Source organism: Pseudomonas sp. ANT_H4 (assembly GCF_008369295.1).
Classification (GTDB): Bacteria; Pseudomonadota; Gammaproteobacteria; order Pseudomonadales; family Pseudomonadaceae; genus Aquipseudomonas.
Genome location: NZ_VOBG01000040.1, coordinates 14,084 through 39,976, shown reverse-complemented (window position 1 = coordinate 39,976; position 25,893 = coordinate 14,084). Strand labels below are relative to the sequence as shown.

The following is a 25,893-nucleotide window of genomic DNA, read 5'->3' as shown; positions in this document are numbered from 1 at the left end:
GAACGCCTACCGCAAGCTACTTCGGTAGAAGACTTCGAAGCCTTGCTGCCGTGGAACTGCTCGCCAGAAATGCCACGGTAACCATTAAGCCCATCGTTTGGTATGTGGGGTTTATGAGGCGCTTACGGTCAATCCCGCCGCCGTTGTCTTCCACCCAAATCCGCACATGGCGGCTGTCGTGTTCGCAGTGCAACGAGATCCAGGGTTTGACGTCGCGGTCCTGCTCGTGCTTGCTCAGCAGGGCGTCGCGGGCATTGACCATCAGGTTGATCAGCACCTGTTCCAGCTGGTCGACGTAGCCTTTGACCTGCACCGTGAAATCGACCGGGGTGACACGCAGGTCCAGGCCTTTGTCGCGCAGGCCTTCGCTGAGCAGGGACAGCGTGCCGTCCACCGCTTGGGCCGGGTCGAAGGGTTGCTGCTCGATTTCCGAGCGGCGCCCGAACACCCGCATATGGTCCACCACCCTGGCTGCTCGCTGGACCTGGGAGTCGATGCGCTGGAGTTTTTCCGTCAGGTAATCGATCTGCGCATCGCCGTTGCCCAGGCGTTTGAGCATGTTGACGATGGCCATGCGCATGACGTTCAGCGGCTGGTTAATCTCATGGGCAAGGCCGGTGGCCATCTCGCCAAGGGTGGCCATTTTTGCGCTTTGGGTCAGTTGTTGTTGTGAGCGGCGCACTTCGGTGTTGTCGCGCCCGACGGCCTGGATTTCTTGCAACTGGCCCTGTTCGTCGAACACGCCACGGTCGGACCAGACCCACCAGGCATGTTCGCGTCCGGGCAGTTGCAGGCTGATCTCGGCAGTGCTGACGGGAAACTCCGGGGTCAATTGAGCGATGCGCTGGATAAACGCGATGCGTTGCTCTTCTGATAGCCACTGGCTCAGATTCAGCCCCGGCAGTTGTGCTGGCGAACACTCCATGTAGTTGGCCAGCGGCGTGTTGCCGAAGGTCAGGGTCAGGTCTGGACGGTAGCGGCAGATCATCGCCGGCGAGTCCTCCACCAGAATCCGGTAGCGCTCCTCGCTCTGCTTAACCCGCTCTGCGGCCAGGGTCGCCTCGGTAATATCCAGCCACAGGCCGACGGCCTCCACCGGCAGGCCGAGGTCGTCGCGCAGCAGCTTGGCTTCGTCCAGCAGCCAGTGGTAATCGCCTTGTTTGTCTCGTACCCGATAGCGGCTGCGCACGTTGCCTTCACGCAGCAGGTGGCGGGTGCGTTCAAAGTAGAGGTCGCGGTCTTCGGGGTGGATTAACGAAGCCAGCGTGTCGTGGGTGCATTCGGCCAGGGTCCAGCCCAAAAGCGGCAACAGGCTGTCGCTGAAAAACGCTGGGTGCAAGGCGCCGCTGGCGTAGCGCTGGACGTAGATCACCGCCGGTGAACTGGCGATCAGGTTGTCCAGTCGGGCGTGGGCGGCGGCGGCTTGCAGTTGCTGGTTCTTGATATCGCTGATGTCGAGCATGAAGCCGATCCAGCGCCGGTTGTCGCCAACGCCCAGCACCTGGCCCTGGACGCGGTACCAGATGGGGTTAAGTTCGGCGTCGGTACGGTGCAGGCGCACGCTGGTCAACAAGGGTTTGCTCAACTGCTGCAAGTCCTGCAGGCGGCTGTTCAATTCCTGGCGGTCGGCCGGATGGATCAGGTCCAGCCAGTTGGCCAGGTCTAGTCGCGTGGGACCGTCCTCAAGGCTCAGGCTGCGCATGAGCTGTGGCGCGAGCTGGATCTCCTGGCTTGCCGGCGGCAGCTCCCACCAACCGGTACCGAGCAGGCCTTGCAAGGCTTCCAGGCGTTCCAGTTGCTGATGGTGACGTTGCTCGCGCAGGCGGCTGAGCAGGGGGGCGGCGAGGGCGGCGGTGAGGTTCAGCCAGTCACGGTCACTGATATCTGCCTGGCTGCTGTAAAACCCGCACAACAACCACGCCGCAACGCCTTGGCCATCGCGATACGGCACCAGGAAACCGTCGGCGTTGCCAAATACACTGTGCAGACGCGGGTGTTCACTGCGGCCCTGACCGACCGCGAGGCTCAGTGGCGTATTACCGTTGACGCTGTCCAGGCTGGTGCCCAGGCGTTGCCCGGTTTGCCATAGCGCCGGGGCGTCATGAGCCACGTATTGGCTGTAGACCAGCCAGCCCTGATCCTGTTCATCCAGCAAGGCGAGGGCCACACAGGGGATTTTCCAGCGCTGGGCCAGGCTGCGCAGGTGTTCGTTGAATACTTGCGGCAGTCGCGCCAGGCTGCAGACCCGCAATTGCTCGCTCATCTTGCAGGCCAGTTGATGGTTTTGCTCGCGGTGTTGCGCCAGCTGCCGCCCGGCCAGCAAGTCGCCGATATCCAGCAGTCGCAGGACCCAGCCATCGCCGTCCGGCTCGATCCAGCCTCTGGTCTGCAGGGTTTGCCCGGCGGCACCGTGGAAGTCCAGGTCCAGGCTGTGGTGCTGCCAGTCGGCCGGGGTTCCTTCGACACTCAGTTCGCTGCTGGTACACAGCAGATCACGCAGCAGCGGCTGGGGGTCGCTCGTCAGGTGTTGGGCAAGTTGTTGGCGCAAGGTGCCGTTGATGTGCAGCACGTGGCCTTGATGGTCCAATTGCACTTGCAAGCCCGTGGTGGGTTGGCGAGTGGGCGTGTCGAGGGGCAGGGGGCTGCTGCGGCCGAGCAAGCGCCCGAAGAGCTTGTCCCCCGAGGTCAAAATTGCAGGCTCGATTGGGCATGGAGCATGGTGGGCAGTTTGGGCAAGTCACCAATACCCGGGAGGACGATAAACGGCAGCACGCCCTTGAGATTGGTCGAGGGGTAGTTGATCTCGACCTTGAGCACGCCACCAGTGAATGTCCCGGTGACGTGTCCGGGCAGAAATTGAAAGGCGGAGGGAATCCAATCCAACTGCTTGCGCGCGAACTCTGCTGCCGCCGGCCCGACGCTTGCGGTGTAGCCAGGTGAGCTCGGGTCTATTGCCACACTGCGACGGACCGCCTCAGCCGTGGCCTGGTTGAACGACTGCATCAGCAGCAACGGCAGGCTGTAGCTGATCATTGCGTAGAACACGGCAAAAAAAACCACAAAGACCAGGGCGAACTCGATCGCCACCGCGCCTTTTTGCTTTCTAGGGAGGCCTGTTTTCATCACTGCGTCTACCCTGACTGCTACTACCTGATATCAGCATAGAATCATTCAGCAAAAAGGGATGTTTTTTACGTGATCCAAAGCATCGTGGTGTTCCTCTGGTTGGTGGTGTGTGCGGTGCAGGATATTCGTCGGCGTCAGATCGCCAATCGGCTGACTCTGGGCGCGGCGCTATTGGCGCTGGTCTATTTATTGTGGAGTGGCACGACGTGGCTGGGTGCGCCTGGTACTCAAGGCTTGTGGGCATTTGCCCTGGCGCTTTTATTGACGTTACCGGGTTATGCGTTGGGGCGTCTGGGGGCAGGCGATGTGAAGTTGCTGGCGGCCCTGGGCCTGGGGTCGAATTCGACCTATTTGCTGTGGTCGCTGATCGGCGCAGGCGTGGCCAATGTCCTGTGGCTGATACTTGCGCCCAGGCTATGGCCGCATATGAGTCAAGGACTTAGAGAGCGACTTGGATACCTGGTACCTGAACCGTCAAAAAAACTGCCTTTTGCGCCGTTTCTGCTGGTGGGGTTTTCCTTCACCTGGTTGTGTCTTCATTAGCCATCGCCTCCGGGTATCGCTATGTACATAGTCGGAAAGTACGTCTAGATTTATTGAGGTAGGTGTGTAGGAAAGATCCTCGGAACGGATAGGTCATCTTTGGCTTGCCAGGCATGGAGTAGCGCGTGAACAAGCTTACCTCTGCGGTAAAAGTGCTCGTGGTCGACGATCAACCCCTGATCGTGGAAGAGCTTTGTGAATTTCTTGAAAGCAGCGGTTATCGCTGCGTCCCTTGCCTGTCTAGTCAGCAGGCGTTGCAGCGCTTCACCGAAGACGCAGAGATTGGCCTGGTGCTGTGTGACCTGCATATGCCGGAGATGGATGGCATTGAGCTGGTCCAGGCCCTGCAGCGGGTCGCTGGCAAGCAGCGGGCATTCGAAGCCATCATGTTGACCGGTCGCGCTGACAAGCAGGACGTGATCAAGGCCCTGCGCGCCGGGATCGCTGATTACTATCAGAAGCCGATCAACCTTGATGAACTGCTCGAAGGGCTGCAGCGCCAGGAGGCCGCGCTGCAAGAGCGGCAAAAGAGCGTGCACCTGGGCCATCTGAATCAGAAGCTGCAAACGCTTTCCGAGTCCATTAATGATCTGTACCAGGACCTGGACAAGGTCCGTCGCAGCCCTACGTCGCAGAGCGAGGGCGAAGTGTCTGCCGAACAGTTGGAAATACCGGCGATCTTCAACCCGTTGTCACCGCGCCAACTGGACGTCGCCCGGCTGGTGGGCAAGGGCCAGACCAACTACCAGATCGCCTGTGAGTTGGGCATCACAGAGAACACGGTCAAGCTCTATGTGTCCCAGGTGTTGCGCCTGACCCATATGCACAACCGTACGCAGTTGGCCCTGGCGCTCTCGCCCAACAACTCGGCGATGCGCCAGCGGGTGACCGCACACTGAAGTAATAAACGCGCCCCAGTGTGTGCTTGCCTGCGATGGGCATAGGTAAGCCACATTGGGTTCTCATTGTTGTGCCGGTCGCGCTCTTCACTTACCTCCAGGCGAACTCCCTCCGCTTTTCTGGTCAAAAAACTCCGGTATCGCATGCTTGTTACTGTCCAGCCAGCGCTGCAAGGCCTGCTCGCGTTCGGCAGCGGTGGCTTTCTGCGGTACCGATGATGCGAGTTGCCCGCTGCGTTGCAACGTTATCCAGTTTTCGGTTTCTTCCTGCTGTGGGGAGGACGGCCCGGACTCAATGGCCTGTGCCATCAGGGGCAGGGCCAGCAGGGCGAGGTAATGGAATTTCATCGTCAACTCCTTGAACCACTTACTTGATTGTTGGCGGCGGCGCATCGCTGACCGCCGCTACCTGATCCTTGGCCGCTGTTACGCTTGCCCCCTTGAGTCTCTCGGCCCTGGCCTGGGCCTCGGTGACTTGCTCCGGGCTCAGGTTCATCTGGCTGACCAACTGCGCCGCTTGCCCCCAGTTGTCCTGGTAGATGAGCAAGGTCACCAGATTGACGGCGGCGAGTTGATCACTCTGCTTTAACTCCATGGCCGTGAGGAATTCGAAGCGGGCGTCCTCCATGCGCAGTTGGTTGAGGTACACCACGCCCAGGTCATTTCGGATTTTTTCGTCGGTGGGTGCCAATCGCGCCGCACGTTGCATGTGGGCCATAGCCTGGCCGTTATCACCCTTGGCTGCGGCCAATTGCCCGAGGCCGTGCTCACCGTCGGCGGCCATGCAGGTGCCCAGCAGGCTGCGGTACAGCGGTTCGGCTTCACTGCGGCCCAATAAACGGTAAACCTTGGCTTTGCGCTGGCGTACCTGGGGCAGGGTGTCGGGCAAGTTTTGCAGGTTGGCCAGGCTGGCGTGCAGCTTGCCCTCGTTGGCCATGTCGTCGGCCAGGTTCAGCGACAGTTCCTGTTCGGAGCCGGGTTTGGCGCAGTTGCCTGGCGACATCAGGGCTGCCCAGGGCGGCTGGCCGTTACTGGCGCAACCACCGAGCATTAGCAAGCCCAGTGCGGCAATCAATGCTTTCATCAAACGCTCCTCAAAAGTTATTCAGGGCTCGGGCGATGGCGATAAACGCTGGGCCCCCGAGGACGATCAGCAAGGCAGGAAACAGGAAGACCATCATCACCACCGACATTTTGGCCGACATCTTCGAGATGTATTCCTGCAAGCGGGTCAGGCGGCGGTCATCGAGCAGTTGCTTGAGCGCCAGCAACGACTTCATCGCGCCGCCGCCCTGTTGGATCAGTTGCTGGAGGATGACGCAGGTGTCAGTGAACTCATCCACTGCCAGCGCCTTGGCGGTCTTGCCCAATTCTTCACCCAGCTCCAGGCCGGAATCGACCCGCGACAGGACCAGGCGCAGTTCATGGGTCAGGGCGGGCAACAAGCGTTGCGCTTCAGTACTCAAGACGCGCAGTGATTGCTCCACCGCCATGCCAGACTCGAACAGGATCCGCAGCAGCGGAATGAACGTCGATATTTCGCGGGCGATGCGTTGCTGCCGGTATTTTGCGGCAGCGGCCAGAATACGCTTGGGCAACAGATAGCCTAGCCCCAGGGCCAGCAAGGGCATGATCCACGGGAACTCGACCTCACGGAAGAACAACTGCTGCCCCATTGCGGTAATACCCAGCAGTACCATGGGCGTCCCGATCTGAAAGGCGGCAAACATTGAGCGTTGGCTGGCTTTTCTCCAGCCTACCCGGTTGAGCAGTATTTGCGTTTCGTTGTCCAGGCTGACCGAGCGTTGGGCAATCGAGCTGCTACCCAATTGGCGCATGAACGTGCCGAGCTTGTCTTCACGGGCCATTTGCCCTTGCAGACGCTGGGTAACCAGGCGCTGGCGTCGACGCTGTTCCATCAGGTTGCCGAGAACCAGCACAAGCGCGGCGAGAAACAGCAAGGCACTGATCAGTAGGGCCATCTCAAATACTCCGCAACATGCGCCACATGACCAGGCTGCCCGCCAGCTCCATGGCGAGGGCGATGAACAGCAGGTAGCGCCCCGTGCCATCGTTCCACATGGTCATCAAGTACCCCGGGTTGACCGTTATGAAATAACCCACCATGGCAATCGGCAGACCCGCCAGTACATAGGCCGTCATACGGGTTTCACCGGTCATGGCTTTCAGTTGGCGGGCACCCTGTTCCCGTTCGCGGATCATCTTGATCAGGTTTTCCAGCAGCTCACTGGCATTACCGCCATATCGAAGGTTGACCTTCAGGCCGAGGGCGAACAGACGGAATTCGTCCTGTTCATAGAATTCGGCGAAGTCATGGGCGGATTCCGGAAGGCTGACACCCATTTGCACATTGCGCTGAATGCGGCTCATGGCTTGTTTGAGCGGGTCCTCGGCAGCTTCGATGCCGCCCAGCACGGCGTCCGCCAGGGTGCGGCCGGATTTTAGGCTGCGCACGGTGTGGTCCAGCAACTGCGGGAGTTGCTCAATCATCCGGTGCAGGCGTCGCTGATAGCGCCAGGCAATGTACAGGTGCAGGCACAGCGGCGGTACGACAATCATCATCAGCAAACCGAGCCAACTGGCGGCAATAAAACCCATCAGCATGCCCAGGGCCCAGGACGTCAGCCACAGCCCCAGGCTGTCAGTGGGTTTGCCCAGGCCTGCGCGCAGGAACATGCGTTCAAGGCCTGTCCAGTGACCATGCTCTCCTGTCAGCAGCGGTTGCCCTTGCGCGAGTCTCTCCAGTACTCGGTCAGTTTTTGCACGACGCAGGCCGTTCTGAAACAGCCCTATCGACAGGCCGATCAGGATCACGCACATGAACATCAGAATGGGGCCGGTCATGATTGCGCTCCTATAAAGGCAGTGCCGACTCACGGCGCAGTTTGTCACCGGCAGGGTTGACCGCCTCGCGCAGGAAACCGAAGCCGGTACGCCGGTCAAGCCGGAACAGCGTGTTGGTGACGTAGACGTCGTCGCGCACGCCCACTATTTCCACGACTTCACTGACGCAGCGACGGCCATCGGGCAAGCGGGTCAGCTGGATCACCACATCCAGTGCGGCGCAGATCATTTGCCGCAGGGTTTTTTCAGCCACCACCCGCCCGGTCAGGCCCACCAGGGTTTCCAGGCGCAGCAGGGCGTCCTGGGCATTGTTGGCGTGCACGGTGCTCATAGAACCGTCGTGGCCGGTGTTCATTGCCGTCATCACGTCGAGCACTTCCACACCGCGAATCTCACCAAGGATGATGCGGTCCGGGCGCATCCGCAGGGCGTTACGGATCAGGTCGCTGGCCTTGACCTCACCATGGCCCTCGGCATTGGGCGGACGGGTTTCCAGGCGCACCACGTGGGGATGGCCCAGTTGCAACTCGGCCACGTCTTCGATGGTGACCAGGCGCTCATGAGGATTGATCAGTTGGCTGAGAATATTCAGCATCGTGGTCTTGCCGGTGCCGGTGCCGCCGCTGATCAGGATGTTGCAGCGCTTGCCCACCGCCTCCTGGAAAAACTCGAAGATTCCCTGGTCGATACTCTGCATTGCCACCAGGTCGCTGCTCTTGAGCATGTCCTTGCGAAACTTTCGAATCGACAGGCACGGGCCATCCAGGGCAATCGGTGGAATGATGGCGTTGACCCGGCTGCCATCGGGCAGTCGGGCATCGACCATCGGTGACGATTCGTCCAGGCGCCGGCCCAGCGGCGCAAGGATGCGTTGCATGACTCGCTCCACGTGGTGGGCATCGATAAAACGCAGGTCGCTTTGGTGCAGCAGGCCGTCCCGTTCGATGAACACCTTGTGCGGGCCGTTGACCAGAATCTCGGTGACCGATGGGTCGCGCAGCAGCACTTCCAACGGGCCGAAACCGGTCAGCTCGTCGACGATTTCTTCGGCCAGGCGCTCCATTTCATAACGGGAAATCGCCAGGTGCATGCGGGTGATGTACTCGGCGACCTTGTCGATGACAAATTGCGCCAGGGATTGGCGAGTGCCTTCCAGCAGGTTTTCCCCGGTCTCCTCAATGGCATCGATGATGTAGCGATGCAGCACCAGTTTCAGGCCGTCGTGATCAGTATTGCCGCCGGTACCACGGGCGGGGGCGCCGAAGAGTTTTTCGCCGCTCATTTGCTTGACCTCCGCAGCCGCTCAAACCAGCGGGTGGAGGGTTTTTCCAGGCTCTCGGAGCGTTTCGCCAGACGCTCACCCAGGGTCCGCAGGCCTTGGGTCAGGCTTTCCCTGGGCGCCAGGGTGAACAGGGTTTGGCCCTGGTTTTTTTGCATTCAGGCGTACTTCGGGACTCAATGGCAGCACTGCGATGACTTCCAGGCCAAAGCTTTTTTCCAGCGCCCCGACGTCCGGTGCGGCGCCTTTGAGGTAGCGGTCGATCAGTAGCCGTGCGTGTTCGAGCCTCATGCCTTTTTCCCGCCACAGGTTCAGTACCGCCAGGTTGCGTCGGCAGTCCAGTACGCTCTGGTCGGTGCACCACAAGAGCTTGTCGCAGTGGCTGACAAAGGTGCGAAGGGCTTCGCTGTCCGGTTGCCCGGTGAGGTTCACCACGATGTGTTGGAAGTGTTGGCGCAACGCGCTGAGCAACATGTACAACTCGGCGGCGCTGGTCAGCTCCAAAGGCTCGTCGCTGGCGGCATAGGCGAGGATTCGTAAACCGGCTTCGGCCGAAGTGAACGCACTATTGATCAGCGTGGTGTCCAGGCGCCGTAAGTGACGCAGGGCATCGCCAAAGTTGAACGAACTTTCCAGCCCCAGCAGCGCCAGGCTGTCGCCACGGGGCAGGCCCAGGTCCAGCAGTAGCGTTTGTTGCCCGCTCTTTTGCACCACCAACGCCAAGTGACTGGCCAGCAGCGCACCGTCGGCGTTGCCTTGGGTGCCATAAAGCACCGTGAGGCCGCCCAGGTGAGCATTCGGCGTCACCGGCGGCAAGCGCTTGCCCAGGCGCCGTACCAGCCCGGCCACTTCGCTGGAGCGTGAACCATAGGCGACAAAATCTCTGGCACCGGCACGCATGGCGTTGAGCACCAACTGATTGTCCATGCCGTCACCGAGGGCAACGATGGCCAGCATCGGCTTGGCTTCCAGGGCACCTTCGATCAGCGCGCTCTGGGCCACTACGTGTTCGCGGTCCAGGCCCACGAACACCAGGTTGGCGAAGGTTACGTCCACCAGCGCGAGCAATTCGTCCAGGCTGCCACCACCGGCGCTGACCACCTGGCCAAGTGGCGCCAGAGCGCCCTGGAGCCATTCCAGGTCGGTGGTGTTACGGGTGATTGCCAGGAAGGTCTGGCTCAAGCTATTGCTCATTGGGAGAGCCCCGTGCGCTTGTCGAAATTACCGTTTTCCAGGAAGTACAGGCGGTACCAGTTCGGGTCATAGTTGCGCAGCTTCTCACCGGGTAAGGACGGCAATTGCGCGTTGGCGGCCAAGGGCTGGACCAGGTGCGGGGTAACAATCATCAGCAGCTCTTTTTCCTCGCGGCTGATGTTGGAGTCGCGGAAAAACGCGCCGAGGATCGGGATGTCCCCAAGGCCTGGAAACTTGCTGATGGTCGAGCGATTGTTAGTGCTGATCAGGCCGCTGATCACGAAGCTTTCGCCATCGGCCAGTGACACGCTGGTGTCGGTACGGCGCACAGTCAGGGCCGGCACCTGGATGCCTTCGATCTGCACGGCATTGCTGTAGTCCAGCTCGCTGACTTCCGGCGCCACCTTGAGGGTGATGCGGTTGCGGTCGATGACGGTCGGAGTGAGGGTCAGGCGAATCCCGAACTCCTTGTATTCGATGGAGATGCTGTCGCTGCCACTGCTGGGGACCGGGACCGGGACCTCGCCGCCCGCCAGGAACGTTGCGCTCTGCCCGCTCATGGCCACCAGGCTGGGACGTGCCAGGGTGTAGGCAAATCCGCTGCGTTCGAGGGCGTTGATCAGCGCCGAAAACCGTCCACTACCAAAGCCGATATTGAAGCTGCCGTTGTCCAGTGGCAGTAATCCGGCCGCGCTGGTGCCGGGACTGCCGAACAGAAAGTTGCGGGTGCCGCCCAAGATCGAAGTACTGGCCTCCTTGAGCTTGGTACGGCTGACCTCGACAAAGCGGATATCGGTCTGTACTTGGCTGGGCAGCGTGGGGTCATCGGAGGGCGACAGCGCCAGGCTGGTCAATGCTGAAGTGGCCTTGCCCTTGACGAACACCATGCTCTGCCTGGGAGCTGTGGAGCAGCGGGTCCAGACCATCAGGCTGGTGGTGCCGGAGGTGATGCCCGTTAGCAGGAAGCCCCGGTCACCGTTGAGGTGAACATCGGCAACTTTCGGGTCGCCAATGGCCAGGCGGGTAATGGCCACCGGGGATTGCAGCTCTTGTTGCAAGCCTTCGCCCACCGAGATGGCAGCAGGCAATTGGCCCAGGTTGGTGCAGTTGTCCGAGGCTGCGAAAGCCAGGCCGACAGGCAGGCTCGACAGCATCAGGGCCCAGGCCATTTGAGTGAACACTGGTGCGTAGCGATGGCTCATGCAAGACGTCCTTGCTCAATCAGGGGGTTTGTTGGGTCGATTGATTACCGCGTATCACCTCGATGCCGGAGCGATGAGGCGCACCTGCGTATCCGCCTTGGCTTATCTTTTTCGGAGCACCCCCCAGGGCCAGTTGAGTGAATTGGTACAGTTCGCGGTTGGCGCTTTGCAGTTTGGCCGGGGCATCGTTTTCACCGGCCCAGTACTGGCTCAGCAGTTGTTCGTCGGCGCTGCGTACTGCCAGGCGCAAGGTGCCGGTGCTGGTTGCCAGCATCAGTCGGCTCAGCAATTGCTCCGGTACAGCCAGTATCACGGTGCGTGCTGCTGCCCGGCGTTGTGCCTGCTGGGCTTTTTCTTCGGCGGTGGCGGGCGGCGGGACGGCGGGCTTGCCGTCGTTGGCCAAGCCTAGTTGATCGCCGATGCCGAGCACGCGCATGGCGGGAATGATGATTTGTGCCGACTGTTCCTCGTTGCCGGCGTCCTGGCGCAGGAACAGCAGCACATCGACATAGTCTCCGGGGCTCAGTTGGCCACCGGCGCCGACAACCTCGTCAACGGCGAGGGCCAGTGCGCGTTCGTCTGGGCGAATCATCCGCGCCAGCGGGCCGCCGGACGTGAAGCTGGTGTCGTCCAGCCAGGTGCCGGCGGACAGCGCTCGCCATGGGGTACGACCGATAGCCTGGTCAAGGCTGGTGAAGCTGCCGGCGGGTGCCGTGCGCAGTTTTTCCAGGGTCAGGTCAGCGGCGGTGAGGGTGACAAAAGGGGGAACATCATGGGCCAGGACGACCACCGTTTGGCGGGTCTGGTCTTCGACGGCGGCGACGGTTTTTTCCACAGTGGCAGATTGTGGAACTGGCTCCATAACCGGTACTGGCGCACGGCTCAGGACCAATCCCCAATAGCCTGCAAACAAGGCTCCAACCAAAAGTAACCCGGCCACTATCATGCTTACACGGCTGTTCATGACGGCTCTCCCTTTCCTGTTGCACTACGTGCTCGTCTATCCCAACGAGTTAATTTCGCAACTAGGTAGCTATGAACATCTAACTATTTCGCTATTGGAAGGTAGTCCAGCTAGGACAAAATGCCATTACTCTCCGGAAAATTTATCCGAATGCTGTAAGTGGGCTGTTAAAGCACGGTTTTATGGCGCCAAACTTACGACTAATACTTTGTAATTAATCAGTTCTTACAGTTGTGGGGGCGGGGTTTGTTGACAATGCTCTAGTGGCATACAGCAATCATCGTGCAGCCCAGCGATACCCGCGCAAAATCGCTCAAAGGAGAAGTCATATGTTCCTTGACCTGATGTTGAAGGTTTATATTCAGACCCAGTTGTTTTTTCGGCGCAAGGACGGGGCGTCTGCGATTGAGTATGTGATTATTGTCTCGCTAGTTGCTGTTGTTATTGTTGGGTTTGGAACCGGGATCGGCGATAAAATCAGTGCCATATTCCTGAAAATACAAGATGGCATCAAAACTTGATGCCATCAAACTCAAGCGAATGCTGATCATTCTTGGCGATCAATTAACTTTCAGGTATTACCATGACCCCCTCTTCGTCCCCACGCCAACAAATACTTCTGGTGGATGACGAAGAGGACGCTCTTGTCGAACTGGCGGAGTCGCTGGAGAACGAAGGTTTTGTTTGCTTTAAGGCCACCACTGTCACCTTCGCCTTGCAAGAACTGACCCTGCACCCCGATATAGCCCTGGTCATCACCGACCTGCGCATGCCTGAGGAAAGCGGAATTTCCTTGATCAAGCGCCTGCGCGAACACACCTCCCGCCAACACCTGCCCGTGATTGTCATGTCCGGTCATGCCGATATGGATGACGTCAGCGACCTGCTGCGCCTGCAGGTCCTGGACCTGTTCCGCAAGCCCATCTACCTGGTGCGTTTGCTGGATACCTTGAACAACCTGTTCCCGTTGCCGAGGGTGAAATTGGTCAATCCTTGAAGCTGGAAACTTCTACATGCTTAGTAGGAATACTCGGTAGTAGAGAGTCTGTTTCCGTGGCGAGGGGGCAAGCCCAATGCCGGTAAGTTAAGGAAATGGAGCGCCTAACATGGGGCTGCTGCGCAGCCCAACGCGGGCAAGCCCGCTCGCCACAGGGTAGTCGCCAGATCTTACAGCTGATAACTGAAACTCAACGTGTACCGCGGCCGCCGATTGAAGCTGTCCAGGGCCATGTCCGACATTGGCTTGGCTGCTTCCAGGGCGATGTTGTAGTACTTGGCATCACCAAAGCGCAGCCCCACGGCGGCGGATGACATGTCGCTGCCCTTGACCGGCAGGTCGTTGAACCAGGCTTTGGCGCGATCGAGCACCGCATAAGGCTGCAGGACTTTTACCCAGTTTCCGCTGCGGTTGAAGCTGTAGTTGACCTCATAGGCTACGCCCCAACCCTTGTCGCCCGAGCCTTGGTCATCGGGGTAGCCACGGCCGAAATTCTGCCCGCCGAACACGGCGCGTTCGCTGTCGGGCAGGGTGTCGTTACTCCAGTACAGCGCCGCTGAAAGCACGCCTTGCCAGTTGCCTGCGAACTTGTCGCTCTGCACGCCGGACAGGCGCAGGCGGAAGAAATCCAGGTCGGCTTTTATCCCTTCCAGGTCACTGCGGGTCTTGGCGCCCAGGCCGTCGATGCCCTGGTAGAGCCCGGCGCTGAGGATGCGTAGTTGGCGGTTGTCGGCCTTGCTCCAGTCACCTTCGAAGGCCAGGGCACGCATGTCGGTTTCCACGTCAAAGCGCTGGGGGAAACCCACCAGTTGGTAGCGAGTCTTGTCGTTCACGCCATACAAGCGCGAGCCGACGGTCAGGGACTCGGCAGGAGAGGCGATCAGCGGGTGGTTCAGCCCAATGGAGAAACGGTCGTTTTCCCGATGCGGCTTGAGTTCCAGGCCGCCGTCCAGTTGGATATGGGTGCTCGGGTCGCTGCGATAGTGGGCGCCATACAGGCTAAGTTGTGTGCCTTCGGCATTGAGAAACTGCCTGTAGTCCAGTCGGTAGTAATGTTCTTTGTCGCTGCCGGGCGGGAACAGGCCGCTGAGGCTCAGTTGCTCGCCCATTGATGTCTGGGAATTGCTGGTGCCGGCGATTAGAGCCTGCAAACCGCCACGGCTGTCGTCGGTCATGCTCATGCTGCTGGTGAAGGGTTTGCGGCTGGCCTGGATCTGCATGTGTGCGCCGCCGTCTGTGGTGCCGGGTGGCGGCACTTGCGCCTGCAAGGTGACGCCGGGAATGCGGCCCATCAGGGTGGTGTAGCGCTCAAACGTCTTGCGAGTGAGCGGGCGTTCGGCCTTGAGTTTTTCCGCCAGTTTATCGACATAGGCTGAGACCGCGCCGATATCGCCTTGTACCTGGTAATCGCGGATATAGCCCTCCACCAACACCACGCGTACCAGACCCTGGTCGAAGCGTTGTTCGGGCAGGAAGGCGTAGGACAACAGATAGCCGTCCTGTTGATAGCGGCGGGTGATGCTGCGGGTGGCTTCGATCAGTTGGGCGAGGTTGGTTTCCTGGCCAATCAGCGGCTCGAACACCTTGGCCACTTCTGCGAGCGGGTAGATCGTCCCACCTTCGATTTGCAGTTTGCGGATGGTGACTTTGGTGTCCATCAACAGCGGTTGGGCCTGGGCGCTCGGCGTGTCGGGCAATTGCGTTTGTGGCGTGACCGGGCGATAGGCGTCAGCAGGCAGGTTGGGTACGGGCAGGTTGCGGATGGTGTCGTTGCTGTTGAGAAAACTGGGCAGGGTTTCGGCCTGGATACAAACACTGATGGACAGCAAAAGCAGGGGAGTCAAAACGCGCATAGGACACTCCGTGGTCAAAACTGCAGCGGTGTTTCGCTTGGCTTCGCCGGACTCTGAGGGCGGTTGGAGGCTAGATATAAAAAGACGAGAGACTCATCTGAATCTCTCGTCTCAACCAAGCGTAGGCGCTGTAGGGGAGGCCGTCTATTCGGCCAGGTGCAATTCTATTTTTTGCCGGTCAGGCCGTTGAGCAGGCCTCCTACTCCCACGCTCCCGCTGGTTGTATCGGAAGTGCTGGCGCCCACATTCAAGCCACCGAGCAGACCACCACCACTGGTGCCGCCGGTAACCAAACCGCCGACCGAGGACACCAGACCTCCTGCTGCGGTGACTGTCTGGCCAAGGGTATTGGTGATGGGGTTGGCATTCGCGGCGGTGATGTTCGCGCCGAGGCCGCCGACCGCTGCGCCTACTTGTGTCACCAGGCCGTTGACGGGTGCGCCGATGCCGGTGGCTGTGCCGACGTTTTGGGTCAGGCTGGTGATCCCCGATGTCACAGGGTTCAGCGCTGCGCCGACGTTGGCGGTCAATGCGGCGACCGGGGCGCCCGCTGCGGTATTGGCGACACCATTACCGCCGGTGAGCGTGCCGAGGGAGGCGACGGTGTTGCCCAAGGCGCCACCGGTCACACCGGCTGCGCTGACCGTACCATTGGTATTGCCGGCATTCAGACCTGTGCCGGCACCGGCTACGATGCCGCCGACGGTTTCCAGCAGGCCCGATCCTGCTGCGCCACCACCGGTGCCCGGTGCTGGAGCGACATAACCGCCCGAGGTATTGGCCACGGTTCCGACACCCGTCAGCAGGCCACCCAGTGCGCCTGTCACAGGGTTGCCGGTACCGCCGGTGCTGGCGACTTTGCCGCCCAGGCCAGTGACCGTGGAGCCTACTTTATCCAGCAAGCCATTGACCGGACTTCCCAGGCCAGTGGTGCTGCCGACTTTGCCAGTCACGCCTTCGACCAAAGACACCACAGGCACCAGCACTTTGCTGCCGAGGGTGTTGGTCACCGAGCCCAGTGGGCCGGTGGTGCTGGCGGTGCTCAAGGTGTCACCGAGCATGGTGACTTTCTGGCCGACGCCATCGACGAGGTTACCTGCTGCGCCGACGACTGTGCCGACGATTGGGATTTGCCCCAGTTGTGTGTTGGTGGTCAGGGATTTGCCGGTGGCCGAAAGGCCGGTGCCCAGGTCGCCGACGCCGTTGGCCACACCGGCCACGGTTATGCCGAGGGCGTTGCTGTTAGTGCCCAGGGTACCCAGACCATCGCTCACGCCATCGCCGATGCTGGTGACTGCGTTGCCAGCGCCAATGACCAGCCCGCCTGCCGTTACGCCCACTACCGGTACGCCACCAACGGTTGTGCCGATGCCGCCGATGGCAGTGCCGACGCCGCTAAGGGTGTCGCCCAGGTTGGCTGCAATCTGACCGGTGGTCAGCGGGCTGGTGGTAGAGCCAGTCCCGCCACCCGTGCCACCGCCGGTTCCGCCACCAGTACCGCCGCCCGTGCCACCGCCGGTTCCGCCACCAGTCCCGCCACCCGTGCCACCGCCGGTTCCGCCACCAGTACCGCCGCCCGTGCCACCGCCGGTTCCGCCACCAGTACCGTCGCCCGTGCCACCGCCGGTTCCGCCACCAGTACCGTCGCCCGTGCCACCGCCGGTTCCGCCACCAGTGCCCGCACCAGCGTCCGGGGAGGACGCCGCTACGCTGCTTTTATGACCGCCACCACCGCTGCTGCAGCCTGCGAGGCTCATTGCCAGAATCAGGGCCAGCGCGGTACTTGCTTTCCATAATACGATTTGAGTTTTCATGATTGAGTTCCTTGCACCTGGTACAGCCTTTATTGTTTTCGAAAGTTCGTCACTTCTAGAGGTGGCGATACTTTCGTCCGTTAAGGCTATAACAAACTCTGAGGCTCTTTCACGCAACGCTCAACTTGGTATTAACAATTTATATACACGGGCTCGACTGTTACTTAGTGACTAATGCCAAGGGTGTAAGTCAATAATGCATGGATATTTTTATCTATTAAAAACAGTTACTTGAATAAGTTAGCAGGCTATCGATAGCCTGCTATAACTTAAGGTGTATATATACAATTAATCAGCGAAAGTTCGTTGCCTCAGGCAATCGGTCGCCATTGGCCGATCATGTGTTCGATGCCTCCCGAGCCCTTCAATTGCAATTCACCGCTGGGCCCCGCCGCACTGGCCAACAAGACAACCTCACTGGGCAGCCGGACGGGCTTCTTGAACTCAACGTCTATCTCGATATTGGCAGGGGGCAAGTACTCGCTCAGCGCAGCCAGCGTACGGGCCTTGTTCCACAGACCATGGGCGATGGCCTGAGGGAAGCCGAATAACTTGGCAGTCAACGCGCTCAAGTGAATCGGATTGTAATCGCCGGATACCCTGGCATAACGGCGGCCGATATCGACGGGCGCCTTCCAGCGGGTTAACTCGCTGACATTGGAAGGTGGCGGTATGGATTGATCCGTCACGTCGCCGGCAAGCTTCACTGCGCGACAAAGCATTCGGCTTTCGGCTTCCCATAACAAGCCCAGGGAGTCTTCGACGGTGGTGATCAGGTCAAAGGTGGCGCCCTTGGCATGAGGTTGCAGGTTTTGCGTGCGTACGCTGAGCTGCACATCATTGACCCCGCCAAGGGGGCGAAGGATACGGATGCGGTTGCGTAGATGAACCAGGCCCAGCAGCGGGAACGGAAAGTCCTTGGCAGTCAGCAATTGCATTTGCAGGCCGAACGCCAGGATGTGCGGATAGGTGGCCGGCAACACCGGGCTTTCGGCAAACCCGCAGACCTTGCGATAGGCCGCCACCTCCCTGGGGGTCACCGTCATCTGGCAGCGCAGCCCCTGTTCTGGCAGTGTCGTGCCGCTGATCTTGCGCTTGAGGGCCGCCCGCCAATACAGCGGCGGCAGTGAGGGAGTGCTGTCCAACGTGTGCCAATCCATGCTTATGCTCCCAAGAGACTTTGCCCACAGACCCGCAGCGCCTGACCGCTGACCGCCCCCGAACCCGGCTGACCGAGCCACGCCACGGCTTCGGCGACATCCTGGGGGATGCCGCCCTGGCCGAGGGAACTCATGCGTCGCCCGGCTTCACGCAGGGCGAAGGGAATATGTGCAGTCATCTGGGTCTCGATAAAACCAGGGGCCACGGCGTTAATGCTGATCCCACGTTCACCCAACAACGGTGCCCAGGCCTGGGCCAGGCCAATCAGCCCGGCCTTGCTCGCGGCATAGTTGGTCTGCCCGCGATTGCCGGCGATGCCGCTGATGGACGCCAGCAACACGACGCGGCCGTTGTCATGCAAGGTGCCACTGTCGAGCAGGGCCTTGGTCAGCACTTGTGGCGCGTTGAGGTTGACCGCCAGCACCGCGTCCCAATATTGCGGGGTCATGTTGGCGAGGGTCTTGTCGCGTGTGATGCCGGCGTTATGGACGACGATGTCGATGCCGTTCGGCAACTGTTCGATCAGTTGCGTGGTGGCGTCTTCGGCGCAGATATCCAGGGCAATGCTACGTGCGCCCAGGCGTGCGGCGAGAGCATCCAGATCAGCCTTGGCCTGTGGCACGTCCAGCAGGATGACCTCGGCACCGTCACGGGCCAGGGTTTCGGCGATTGAGGCGCCGATACCGCGCGCGGCGCCGGTCACCAGGGCCTTGTGCCCGGCCAGGGGGCGAGTCCAGTCCTGGACTTGCGTGGTGCAGGCCTCCAGGCGAATCACCTGGCCCGAGATGTAGGCGCTTTTGGGCGAGAGGAAAAACCGCAACGCGCCTTCCAACTGATCTTCAGCGCCGTCACCCACATACAGCAGTTGCAGGGTGCCGCCGTTGCGCAGTTCCTTGGCCAGTGACCGACTGAAGCCTTCAAGGGCGCGCTGGGCACTGGCGGCGAAAGGATCACTAAGGTTTTGCGGCGCTCGACCGAGGATCACCAGGTGCGCGCTGTGATCGAGGTTTTTCAGCAGAGGCTGGAAAAATTCCCGCAACTGTTTCAACTGATCAGTGTGCGCCAAGGCGCTGGCGTCGAACACCACCGCCTTGAGCTTGGGGCCATGGCCAGGAATCCAGGCCGGCGCCACCAAAGGTTCGGGGCCGTAGCTGAAAATCGCTTCAGTGAGTTTGTTGGCAAACGCCAAGACCTTCGCCGCCAGCGGCCCGCCGCCGATCAGCAGGGCGCCGTCTACCGGGCGCAGGCGTCCGGCCTGCCAGCGCTCCAGACGTACCGGCGACGGCAGGCCAATGGCCGCGACCAGACGATGGCCGAGGCTTGAGTTGGCGAAGTCGATATAACGATCAGACATGGAACGCTCTCCGATTGCTGGGGTTCAAACGGTGGACCACCCATGGGTGGCAGTCGTTCGATTGAGCCTAGGCTAGGCTCAAAGATTGAGCCCACAACCAACAGGGAGCTTTCCATGACTCAATTGCGCCGTGTAGCGATCATTGGCGGTAACCGCATTCCCTTCGCCCGTTCCAATGGCCCTTATGCCACGGCGAGTAACCAGGCGATGCTGACCGCGGCCCTGGAAGGCCTGATCGAGCGCTACAACCTGCACGGCCTACGCATGGGCGAGGTGGCCGCCGGCGCGGTGCTCAAGCATTCCCGTGACTTCAACCTGACCCGCGAATGCGTGCTGGGCTCGCGGTTGTCGCCGCAAACACCCGCCTATGACATTCAACAGGCCTGCGGCACCGGCCTGGAAGCGGCGTTGCTGGTGGCCAACAAGATCGCCCTGGGGCAGATCGAATGCGGCATTGCTGGTGGTGTCGACACCACGTCCGACGCACCCATCGGCGTCAATGAAGGGTTGAGAAAAATCCTGCTGCAAGCCAACCGCAGCAAAAGCATGGCCGATAAGTTAAAAGTCTTGTTACAGCTTCGTCCTCATCACCTCAAGCCGGAACTGCCACGCAACGGTGAACCGCGCACCGGTTTGTCCATGGGCCAGCACTGTGAATTGATGGCACAGAGCTGGAACATTCCCCGGGCCGAGCAGGACCAACTGGCCCTGGAAAGCCATCAAAAAATGGCTGCGTCCTACGCCGAAGGTTGGCACAACGATTTGCTCACGCCGTTTCTCGGCCTGACCCGCGACAACAATCTGCGCCCCGACCTGACCCTGGAAAAACTCGTCAGCCTCAAGCCCGCCTTTGAACGCAGCGAAAAGGGCACCCTGACCGCCGGTAACTCCACGCCGCTGACCGATGGTGCCTCCCTGGTATTGCTGGGCAGCGAAGCCTGGGCCAAGGAACGTGGCTTACCGATCCTGGCTTACCTGCGAGATGGCGAAGCGGCGGCGGTGGATTTCGTCAACGGGGCCGAAGGGCTGTTGATGGCGCCGGCCTATGCCGTCCCACGCTTGCTGGCAAGGAATGGTCTGACGCTGCAGGACTTCGATTACTACGAAATCCACGAAGCCTTCGCCGCCCAAGTGTTGTGCACCCTTAAAGCCTGGGAGGATGCGGATTACTGCAAGACCCGCCTGGGGCTGGACGCACCGTTGGGCTCTATCGACCGCAGCCGCTTGAACGTCAAGGGCAGTTCGCTGGCGGCCGGGCACCCGTTTGCCGCCACCGGCGGGCGCATCGTCGCCAACCTGGCCAAACTGCTGGAAGCGGCGGGTCGGGGCCGCGGGCTGATCTCGATCTGTGCTGCCGGCGGCCAGGGTGTGACGGCGATTATTGAACGCTGATCTCAGCTATCATCCGCAAGCCTGGGGACAAAGCCGGCCTTGTCAGATTAATCTGGCATATTGGATGCATTCTTAAGTGGTCAAAGGTCGGTATCCTCTCCCCGCAGGGAGAGGATTGCCGTATAACGAGTGGCATACGCGTATTTGGTAATAAAGGACCCACAATAAAAGCTGATGAAGACTCCTAAACGCATTGAACCCCTGATCGAGGACGGTCTGGTCGACGAAGTGCTGCGCCCACTCATGAGTGGTAAAGAAGCAGCTGTTTATGTGGTGCGCTGTGGCAACGAGTTACGTTGCGCCAAGGTCTACAAGGAGGCGAATAAACGAAGTTTTCGTCAGGCGGCCGAATACCAGGAAGGCCGCAAGGTCCGTAATAGCCGCCAGGCCCGGGCCATGGCCAAGGGCTCCAAGTTCGGCAAGAAAGAAACCGAAGACGCTTGGCAGAACGCCGAAGTGGCTGCGCTGTTTCGTCTGGCGGGCGCTGGCGTTCGAGTTCCCAAACCCTACGACTTCCTTGAAGGCGTGCTGTTGATGGAACTGGTGGCTGATGAATACGGCGACGCGGCGCCACGACTTAATGACGTGACGCTGGAGCCGGATCAGGCCCGTGAGTATCACGCCTTCCTGATTTCCCAGATCGTGCTGATGTTGTGTACCGGTCTGGTGCACGGTGACCTTTCCGAGTTCAACGTGCTGCTGACGCCAACGGGCCCGGTGATCATCGACTTGCCCCAGGCAGTGGATGCGGCGGGTAACAACCATGCGTTCAGCATGCTGGAACGGGACGTGGGCAACATGGCCTCTTACTTCGGGCGTTTTGCCCCGGAATTGAAGACGACCAAGTACGCCAAGGAGATGTGGGCGCTGTACGAAGCCGGCACCTTGCACCCGGCCAGCGTCTTGACCGGCGAGTTTGATGAGCCGCAAGAGTTGGCGGACGTTGGCGGTGTCATCCGTGAGATCGAAGCGGCGCGGCTGGATGACGAGCGTCGCCAGGCGATACGTGCGGCAGACGACGCACCTGTGGGCAAAACGGCGGAAGAGCCTCCGCCGCCGTGGATGCAGTAAACCTCTGACAAAAAATCCGGCACATGCCGGATTTTTTGTACCTGGTGATCGTCAGGCGATTTTTTTCTCGCAACACCCACCCGATGCCAACTCCTTGAGAATCGGGCAGTCCGGTCGGTGATCGCCCTGGCAGTGCTCCACCAAGTCCTGCAACGTATCGCGCAACTGCCCCAATTCAAGAATCTTCTGGTTCAGCTCCTCGATATGCTGGCGTGCCAGCGCCTTGACGTCCGCACTGGCACGCTGGCGGTCCTGCCACAGCGTCAGCAACTTGCCGACTTCCTCCAACGAAAACCCCAGGTCACGCGATCGCTTGATAAACGCCAGGGTGTGCAGGTCATCGGCGCCATACACACGATAACCGCTGTCGGTACGATGGGCGGGTTTGAGCAGGCTGATGGACTCGTAGTAGCGGATCATTTTGGCGCTCAGGCCACTGTGACGCGCTGCTTGGCCGATATTCATGAATGGTCCTCCAGATCCTTGGGTTTCCAGGTTTTCAACAGCAGGGTATTGCTCACCACACTCACACTGGACAGCGCCATTGCCGCGCGGGCCAGCACTGGATTGAGCAGGCCGAACGCTGCAAGGGGAATGCCGATCAGGTTATACACAGAGGCCAGGACAGATTCTGTCGGTCATGCTGGCAGTCGCCAGGTCGAAAGTGGTAGATCCGTTCACGGGCAGTACTCCAGGAGAAGTTGCCCATAGGATCAGCCTTGACCTGAGGGGAAGGTCAAGGCTTCAGATCAATGTTTCAGTAACCCAGCGTCGCCGGCTTGAGGTACATGCCGCCCTGGCCTTGAGCAATGCGCCACTTGCGCACGTCTCCGGCTTTCAAGTTGACCTCCTGTGCCTTGGGCGCCAGCATCCCCGGCAAGCACCCGGCGGCTTGGCCTGGCAGTAACTTGAGGCGCAACGACACCTTGCCCTCCGGCAAGTTGAACGAGGTGGCTTGTTCCTGAAACAGCCTTCCTGCCAACTGATCATCGATGTATAAGCCAATCTCGCAGTTGGTCGGCACTTCCAGGCGCTCCCGGGAAATAATCAGCACGGCATAGTCTTCGGCGGCACTGGCCATTGGCGCAGCGGCGAACAAGCTCATCAGGCTGACAAGGCCAAAAAACGACAAGCGCATGGCGAATTCTCCGAATTTCAAATCATCAATAGATGCAGCTTGGCCGAGGGCGCCGATGAATACCAGCCCGGCTGATGTTTTCAGCGCTTGACCTTGCCATCGTGGCAAGGTCAAAACTGTCGTCATCCTCATTAAAGGAGTCATGTCATGCAAGTATTCAGCGTTGAAGGAATGACCTGTGGTCATTGCGTCCGGGCGGTGACCCAGGCGGTGCAGAGAAAAGACCCGGCGGCCAGCGTGCGGGTCGATCTGGCAGCCAAGGAGGTTGGGGTTGAAAGTAGTCTGACAGCCGATGAAGTCATCAGCCTGATCAGCGAAGAAGGCTACAGCACCAAGCTCGCCTGATTATTTAATAGTTAGTGAGCTAACATAATGTCCAAGGCACCCAAGCGCGGCTAGACTGTCGAGCTGCCGACTCACCTGGGTGCCTGATGAACCTTCGCATAATCCTGATTCTTGCGTCTTTGAGTGCCTTTGCGCCGCTGGCGATCGATTTTTATCTGCCGGGCTTCCCGGCCATGGCCGCAGCGTTCGGCACTGACGAAAAACATATCCAGCTGACGTTGGCCGTGTACTTCATCGGTCTGGCAATCGGACAACTGGCCTATGGCCCGGTGGCAGACCGTTTCGGCCGGCGGATTCCGTTGTTGACCGGTGTCAGCCTGTTTACCGTGGCGTCACTGGCCTGTGCCTATGCGCCGTCCCTGGAATGGTTGATCGGTGCGCGCTTCGTCCAGGCCCTGGGCGGTTGCGCGGGGATGGTGATTTCCCGCGCGGTGGTCAGTGACAAATGCGATGCGGTGGGCTCGGCCAAAGTCTTCTCGCAGTTGATGTTGGTGGTCGGCTTGGCGCCGATCCTCGCGCCGATGTTGGGCGGGGTGATGGTCAGTCTGTATGGCTGGCAGTCGATTTTCCTAGCGTTGACGGTATTCAGCGTCATGGCCGCCGTTGCAGTGGCGGTCGGCTTACCGGAAAGCTTGCCGGCCAATCAGCCCCGTCAACCGTTGTCCGGGGCGTTGCGCCAGTACGGTCGCTTGCTGGCGGACCGAGTGTTCCTCGGGTATGCCCTGACCGGGGGCATTGCGATTGCCGGGATGTTTGCCTACATCGCTGGTTCACCTTTCGTCTTTATCAAGCTCTACGGCGTACCGGCCGAGCATTACGGTTGGCTGTTTGGCACCAACGCCGCGGGCTTTATCCTGGTGGCGCAGGTCAATGCTCGCTTGCTGTCCAAGCGTGGCCCGGCGTTTTTGTTGACCCGCGCCGTGTGGGTTTACCTGGCGGCAGGGCTGGCATTGTTGGCGGTCAGTGCTTTGCACACTGAAGCTTTGTGGCCGTTATTGGTACCGCTGTTTATCTGTATTGCCAGCCTGGGCTGCATCCTGCCCAACACATCCGCCTGCGCCATGAACGGGCAGGGCGCACGGGCCGGCAGCGCTTCGGCGTTGCTCGGTTGCATCCAGTTCGGTGTGGCCGCCGGTGCGGCGTCGTTGGTGGGGTTGCTGCACGATGGCAGCTCCATGCCGATGGCGATCGTCATCAGCGTGTGCGGTGTATTGGCGGTGACCGTGGCCATGACGACCCGGCGCTTTGTAGGCGCTGCTGAGCCTGCGGGCCTGCGATCGAGGGCGTAGCCCTCGCAGGGCTGCAGTGCAGCCGAACACAGCCTCGGCAGCGCCTACGGAGTTCAGCCGGCGGAGCGGTGTTGTTGCTCGGGAAAGCGGTGCGGGGCCTGGATTCGGCTTTGCAGGGTGTCGGCAAAGGCGCGGGCTTCGGCCTCACTGCGGAAGGTAAAAGTGTTCTGGTCCAGGCGAACCTGCCATTTGTGGTCTTGGGATTTTGCTAACGCGTTTATCAGGATCTTCATTGCTGACTTCCTCACGTAAAAGATTGCGTGGCAAAGGCGGACAATATAAACCCGAACACGCTCACAAATATGACAAGGATCAAGTCTCTGACTAGCGGTGTCTTCTGTTACCTGTATGGATAACGGAAGATACTGACAGACCTTTTGCCTAGAACCCTTCCAGCACGATCTTACCCTTGGCCTTGCCGCTTTCCAGCAGTTCGTGGGCACGACGCAGGTTGGCCGCGTTGATCACGCCGAAGTGCTCGCCCAGCGTGGTTTTCAGGGTGCCGGCGTCGATCAGTTCGGCCACGCGGTTGAGCAAGTTGTGTTGCTCAATCATGTCGGCGGTCTCGAACATCGAACGGGTGTACATGAACTCCCAGTGCAGCGACAGGCTCTTGCGCTTGAGCTTGCTGATATCCAGCGCCTTGGGATCGTCGATCAGCGCCAGCTTACCTTGGGGGGCGAGGGCTTCCACCAGTTGATCGAGGTGCTGGTCGGTCTGGGTCAGGCTGGCGACGTGGGTCACTTGTGGTAGGCCTGCGCGTTTGAGCTCTTCGCTCAGTGGCTGGCTATGGTCGATCACCAGGTCGGCGCCCAGCTCCTTGGCCCAGGCTTGGGTTTCGGGACGTGAAGCGGTGCCGATGACTTTCAGTGCAGTGAGCTGGCTGGCCAGTTGGGTGAGGATCGACCCGACGCCACCGGCAGCGCCGACAATCAGTAGGCTCTGGCCTTCATCGACCTTGCTTTCACTGACTTGCAGGCGCTCGAACAGCAACTCCCACGCGGTGATGGCGGTTAGCGGCAGCGCGGCGGCTTCGGCAAAGCCCAGGCTTTTTGGCATATGACCGACAATTCGCTCATCCACCGTGTGCAGTTCACTGTTGCCGCCGGGGCGCATCAGGGAGCCGGCGTAGAACACCTTGTCGCCGGCCTTGAACAGAGTCACTTCACTGCCCACCGCTTTGACCATGCCGGCCACATCCCAGCCCAGCACTTTGGCCGCGCCGTTTTCCGGGGCGACGTTCTGGCGCACCTTGGTGTCTACCGGGTTGACCGAGATGGCTTTGACTTCCACCAGCAGGTCTCGTGGGCCGGCGACGGGTTCGGGCAACTCGATGTCCTGCAGGGATTTTGGATCGTTGATGGGCAGTGACGCGTAGTAAGCGACGGCTTTCATGGAGAACTCCAA

The 25,893-nt window shown here is 60.2% G+C and carries 24 protein-coding genes and 3 pseudogenes; 8 read left to right on the top strand and 19 right to left on the bottom strand.

Features of this window, described 5'->3' with window-relative positions; all coding sequences use genetic code 11:
- Positions 1-123 precede the first annotated feature (123 nt).
- Both FQ182_RS28190 and FQ182_RS28185 read right to left on the bottom strand, forming a co-directional pair.
- Positions 124-2,689: pseudogene (locus tag FQ182_RS28190) on the bottom strand (PAS domain-containing protein); the annotation flags it as partial.
- On the bottom strand, positions 2,686-3,123 hold the full coding sequence (locus FQ182_RS28185) for a TadE/TadG family type IV pilus assembly protein (RefSeq protein ID WP_149414800.1): 438 nt from the start codon (positions 3,121-3,123) through the stop codon (positions 2,686-2,688). The gene FQ182_RS28185 and the pseudogene FQ182_RS28190, both read right to left, overlap by 4 nt.
- A gap of 75 nt (positions 3,124-3,198) precedes the next feature.
- Between FQ182_RS28185 and FQ182_RS28180 the strand changes: the two genes are divergently transcribed.
- Both FQ182_RS28180 and FQ182_RS28175 read left to right on the top strand, forming a co-directional pair.
- Positions 3,199-3,669, top strand: a complete 471-nt coding sequence (locus FQ182_RS28180; protein WP_178114549.1) for a prepilin peptidase — start codon at positions 3,199-3,201, stop codon at positions 3,667-3,669.
- 125 nt (positions 3,670-3,794) lie between these two features.
- Positions 3,795-4,568 carry a response regulator transcription factor gene (locus tag FQ182_RS28175; RefSeq protein WP_149414802.1) on the top strand — a complete coding sequence of 258 codons (774 nt, stop codon included), beginning with the start codon at positions 3,795-3,797 and terminating at the stop codon, positions 4,566-4,568.
- A gap of 87 nt (positions 4,569-4,655) precedes the next feature.
- Here FQ182_RS28175 and FQ182_RS28170 read toward each other — a convergent pair whose 3' ends face one another.
- The 8 genes and pseudogenes from FQ182_RS28170 to cpaB all read right to left on the bottom strand — a co-directional run bounded on the left by FQ182_RS28170 (position 4,656) and on the right by cpaB (position 12,072).
- Complete coding sequence (locus FQ182_RS28170; protein ID WP_149414803.1) at positions 4,656-4,916, bottom strand: DUF3613 domain-containing protein; 261 nt, start codon at positions 4,914-4,916, stop codon at positions 4,656-4,658.
- A gap of 19 nt (positions 4,917-4,935) precedes the next feature.
- Positions 4,936-5,652: a tetratricopeptide repeat protein gene (locus FQ182_RS28165; RefSeq protein WP_149414804.1), complete on the bottom strand. Its 717-nt coding sequence runs from the start codon at positions 5,650-5,652 to the stop codon at positions 4,936-4,938.
- A gap of 10 nt (positions 5,653-5,662) precedes the next feature.
- Positions 5,663-6,550: a type II secretion system F family protein gene (locus tag FQ182_RS28160; protein WP_149414805.1), complete on the bottom strand. Its 888-nt coding sequence runs from the start codon at positions 6,548-6,550 to the stop codon at positions 5,663-5,665.
- A 1-nt stretch (position 6,551) separates the two neighbouring features.
- Positions 6,552-7,433, bottom strand: coding sequence for a type II secretion system F family protein (locus FQ182_RS28155; protein WP_149414806.1), 882 nt, complete (start codon positions 7,431-7,433; stop codon positions 6,552-6,554).
- A 10-nt stretch (positions 7,434-7,443) separates the two neighbouring features.
- Positions 7,444-8,715, bottom strand: coding sequence for a CpaF family protein (locus tag FQ182_RS28150; protein ID WP_149414807.1), 1,272 nt, complete (start codon positions 8,713-8,715; stop codon positions 7,444-7,446).
- Positions 8,712-9,906: pseudogene (locus tag FQ182_RS28145) on the bottom strand (CpaE family protein). The gene FQ182_RS28150 and the pseudogene FQ182_RS28145 overlap by 4 nt, the downstream one beginning before the upstream one ends.
- Positions 9,903-11,108 carry a type II and III secretion system protein family protein gene (locus tag FQ182_RS28140; protein ID WP_149414808.1) on the bottom strand — a complete coding sequence of 402 codons (1,206 nt, stop codon included), beginning with the start codon at positions 11,106-11,108 and terminating at the stop codon, positions 9,903-9,905. Before FQ182_RS28140 ends, FQ182_RS28145 begins: the two are co-directional and overlap by 4 nt.
- A 19-nt stretch (positions 11,109-11,127) precedes the next feature.
- Positions 11,128-12,072: a Flp pilus assembly protein CpaB gene (gene cpaB / locus FQ182_RS28135; RefSeq protein WP_149414809.1), complete on the bottom strand. Its 945-nt coding sequence runs from the start codon at positions 12,070-12,072 to the stop codon at positions 11,128-11,130.
- Positions 12,073-12,401: 329 nt separating this feature from the next.
- On the opposite strand from cpaB, the gene FQ182_RS28130 reads away from it, so the two are divergent.
- Both FQ182_RS28130 and FQ182_RS28125 read left to right on the top strand, forming a co-directional pair.
- The gene (locus tag FQ182_RS28130; protein ID WP_149414810.1) at positions 12,402-12,593 is read left to right on the top strand and encodes a Flp family type IVb pilin; all 192 of its coding nucleotides are present in this window, start codon (positions 12,402-12,404) and stop codon (positions 12,591-12,593) included.
- Between the two features lie 62 nt (positions 12,594-12,655).
- Positions 12,656-13,069: a response regulator gene (locus tag FQ182_RS28125; protein ID WP_149414811.1), complete on the top strand. Its 414-nt coding sequence runs from the start codon at positions 12,656-12,658 to the stop codon at positions 13,067-13,069.
- A gap of 170 nt (positions 13,070-13,239) precedes the next feature.
- On the opposite strand, the gene FQ182_RS28120 is transcribed toward FQ182_RS28125, so the two are convergent.
- The 4 genes from FQ182_RS28120 to FQ182_RS28105 form a co-directional block, all read right to left on the bottom strand.
- Positions 13,240-14,922 carry a ShlB/FhaC/HecB family hemolysin secretion/activation protein gene (locus FQ182_RS28120; protein WP_149414812.1) on the bottom strand — a complete coding sequence of 561 codons (1,683 nt, stop codon included), beginning with the start codon at positions 14,920-14,922 and terminating at the stop codon, positions 13,240-13,242.
- 164 nt (positions 14,923-15,086) lie between these two features.
- Positions 15,087-16,736 (bottom strand): collagen-like triple helix repeat-containing protein, encoded by a 1,650-nt coding sequence (locus tag FQ182_RS28115; protein ID WP_149414813.1) that lies wholly within the window; start codon positions 16,734-16,736, stop codon positions 15,087-15,089.
- Positions 16,737-17,047: 311 nt separating this feature from the next.
- Complete coding sequence (locus tag FQ182_RS28110; protein WP_149414814.1) at positions 17,048-17,896, bottom strand: MaoC family dehydratase; 849 nt, start codon at positions 17,894-17,896, stop codon at positions 17,048-17,050.
- Between the two features lie 2 nt (positions 17,897-17,898).
- Positions 17,899-19,251, bottom strand: coding sequence for a 3-oxoacyl-ACP reductase (locus tag FQ182_RS28105; RefSeq protein ID WP_149414815.1), 1,353 nt, complete (start codon positions 19,249-19,251; stop codon positions 17,899-17,901).
- Between the two features lie 114 nt (positions 19,252-19,365).
- On the opposite strand from FQ182_RS28105, the gene FQ182_RS28100 reads away from it, so the two are divergent.
- Both FQ182_RS28100 and FQ182_RS28095 read left to right on the top strand, forming a co-directional pair.
- Positions 19,366-20,643, top strand: a complete 1,278-nt coding sequence (locus FQ182_RS28100; protein WP_149414816.1) for an acetyl-CoA C-acetyltransferase — start codon at positions 19,366-19,368, stop codon at positions 20,641-20,643.
- Between the two features lie 174 nt (positions 20,644-20,817).
- On the top strand, positions 20,818-21,714 hold the full coding sequence (locus FQ182_RS28095) for a PA4780 family RIO1-like protein kinase (protein WP_149414817.1): 897 nt from the start codon (positions 20,818-20,820) through the stop codon (positions 21,712-21,714).
- 51 nt (positions 21,715-21,765) lie between these two features.
- On the opposite strand, the gene cueR is transcribed toward FQ182_RS28095, so the two are convergent.
- From cueR to FQ182_RS28085, 3 genes and pseudogenes are all read right to left on the bottom strand, one after another.
- Positions 21,766-22,179, bottom strand: a complete 414-nt coding sequence (gene cueR, locus FQ182_RS28090; RefSeq protein WP_149414818.1) for a Cu(I)-responsive transcriptional regulator — start codon at positions 22,177-22,179, stop codon at positions 21,766-21,768.
- Positions 22,176-22,351, bottom strand: a pseudogene (locus tag FQ182_RS29945) (hypothetical protein); the annotation flags it as partial. The gene cueR and the pseudogene FQ182_RS29945, both read right to left, overlap by 4 nt.
- 120 nt (positions 22,352-22,471) lie before the next feature.
- Entirely contained in the window at positions 22,472-22,852 is a 381-nt protein-coding gene (locus FQ182_RS28085) for a hypothetical protein (RefSeq protein WP_149414835.1), read from the bottom strand.
- A 147-nt stretch (positions 22,853-22,999) separates the two neighbouring features.
- Between FQ182_RS28085 and FQ182_RS28080 the strand changes: the two genes are divergently transcribed.
- Complete coding sequence (locus FQ182_RS28080; protein ID WP_133101545.1) at positions 23,000-23,197, top strand: heavy-metal-associated domain-containing protein; 198 nt, start codon at positions 23,000-23,002, stop codon at positions 23,195-23,197.
- A gap of 86 nt (positions 23,198-23,283) precedes the next feature.
- Positions 23,284-24,486, top strand: coding sequence for a multidrug effflux MFS transporter (locus tag FQ182_RS28075; RefSeq protein ID WP_149414819.1), 1,203 nt, complete (start codon positions 23,284-23,286; stop codon positions 24,484-24,486).
- A 53-nt stretch (positions 24,487-24,539) separates the two neighbouring features.
- Here FQ182_RS28075 and FQ182_RS28070 read toward each other — a convergent pair whose 3' ends face one another.
- Both FQ182_RS28070 and FQ182_RS28065 read right to left on the bottom strand, forming a co-directional pair.
- On the bottom strand, positions 24,540-24,719 hold the full coding sequence (locus FQ182_RS28070) for a hypothetical protein (RefSeq protein ID WP_149414820.1): 180 nt from the start codon (positions 24,717-24,719) through the stop codon (positions 24,540-24,542).
- Positions 24,720-24,867: 148 nt separating this feature from the next.
- On the bottom strand, positions 24,868-25,881 hold the full coding sequence (locus tag FQ182_RS28065) for a zinc-binding alcohol dehydrogenase family protein (RefSeq protein ID WP_149414821.1): 1,014 nt from the start codon (positions 25,879-25,881) through the stop codon (positions 24,868-24,870).
- Positions 25,882-25,893 lie beyond the last annotated feature (12 nt).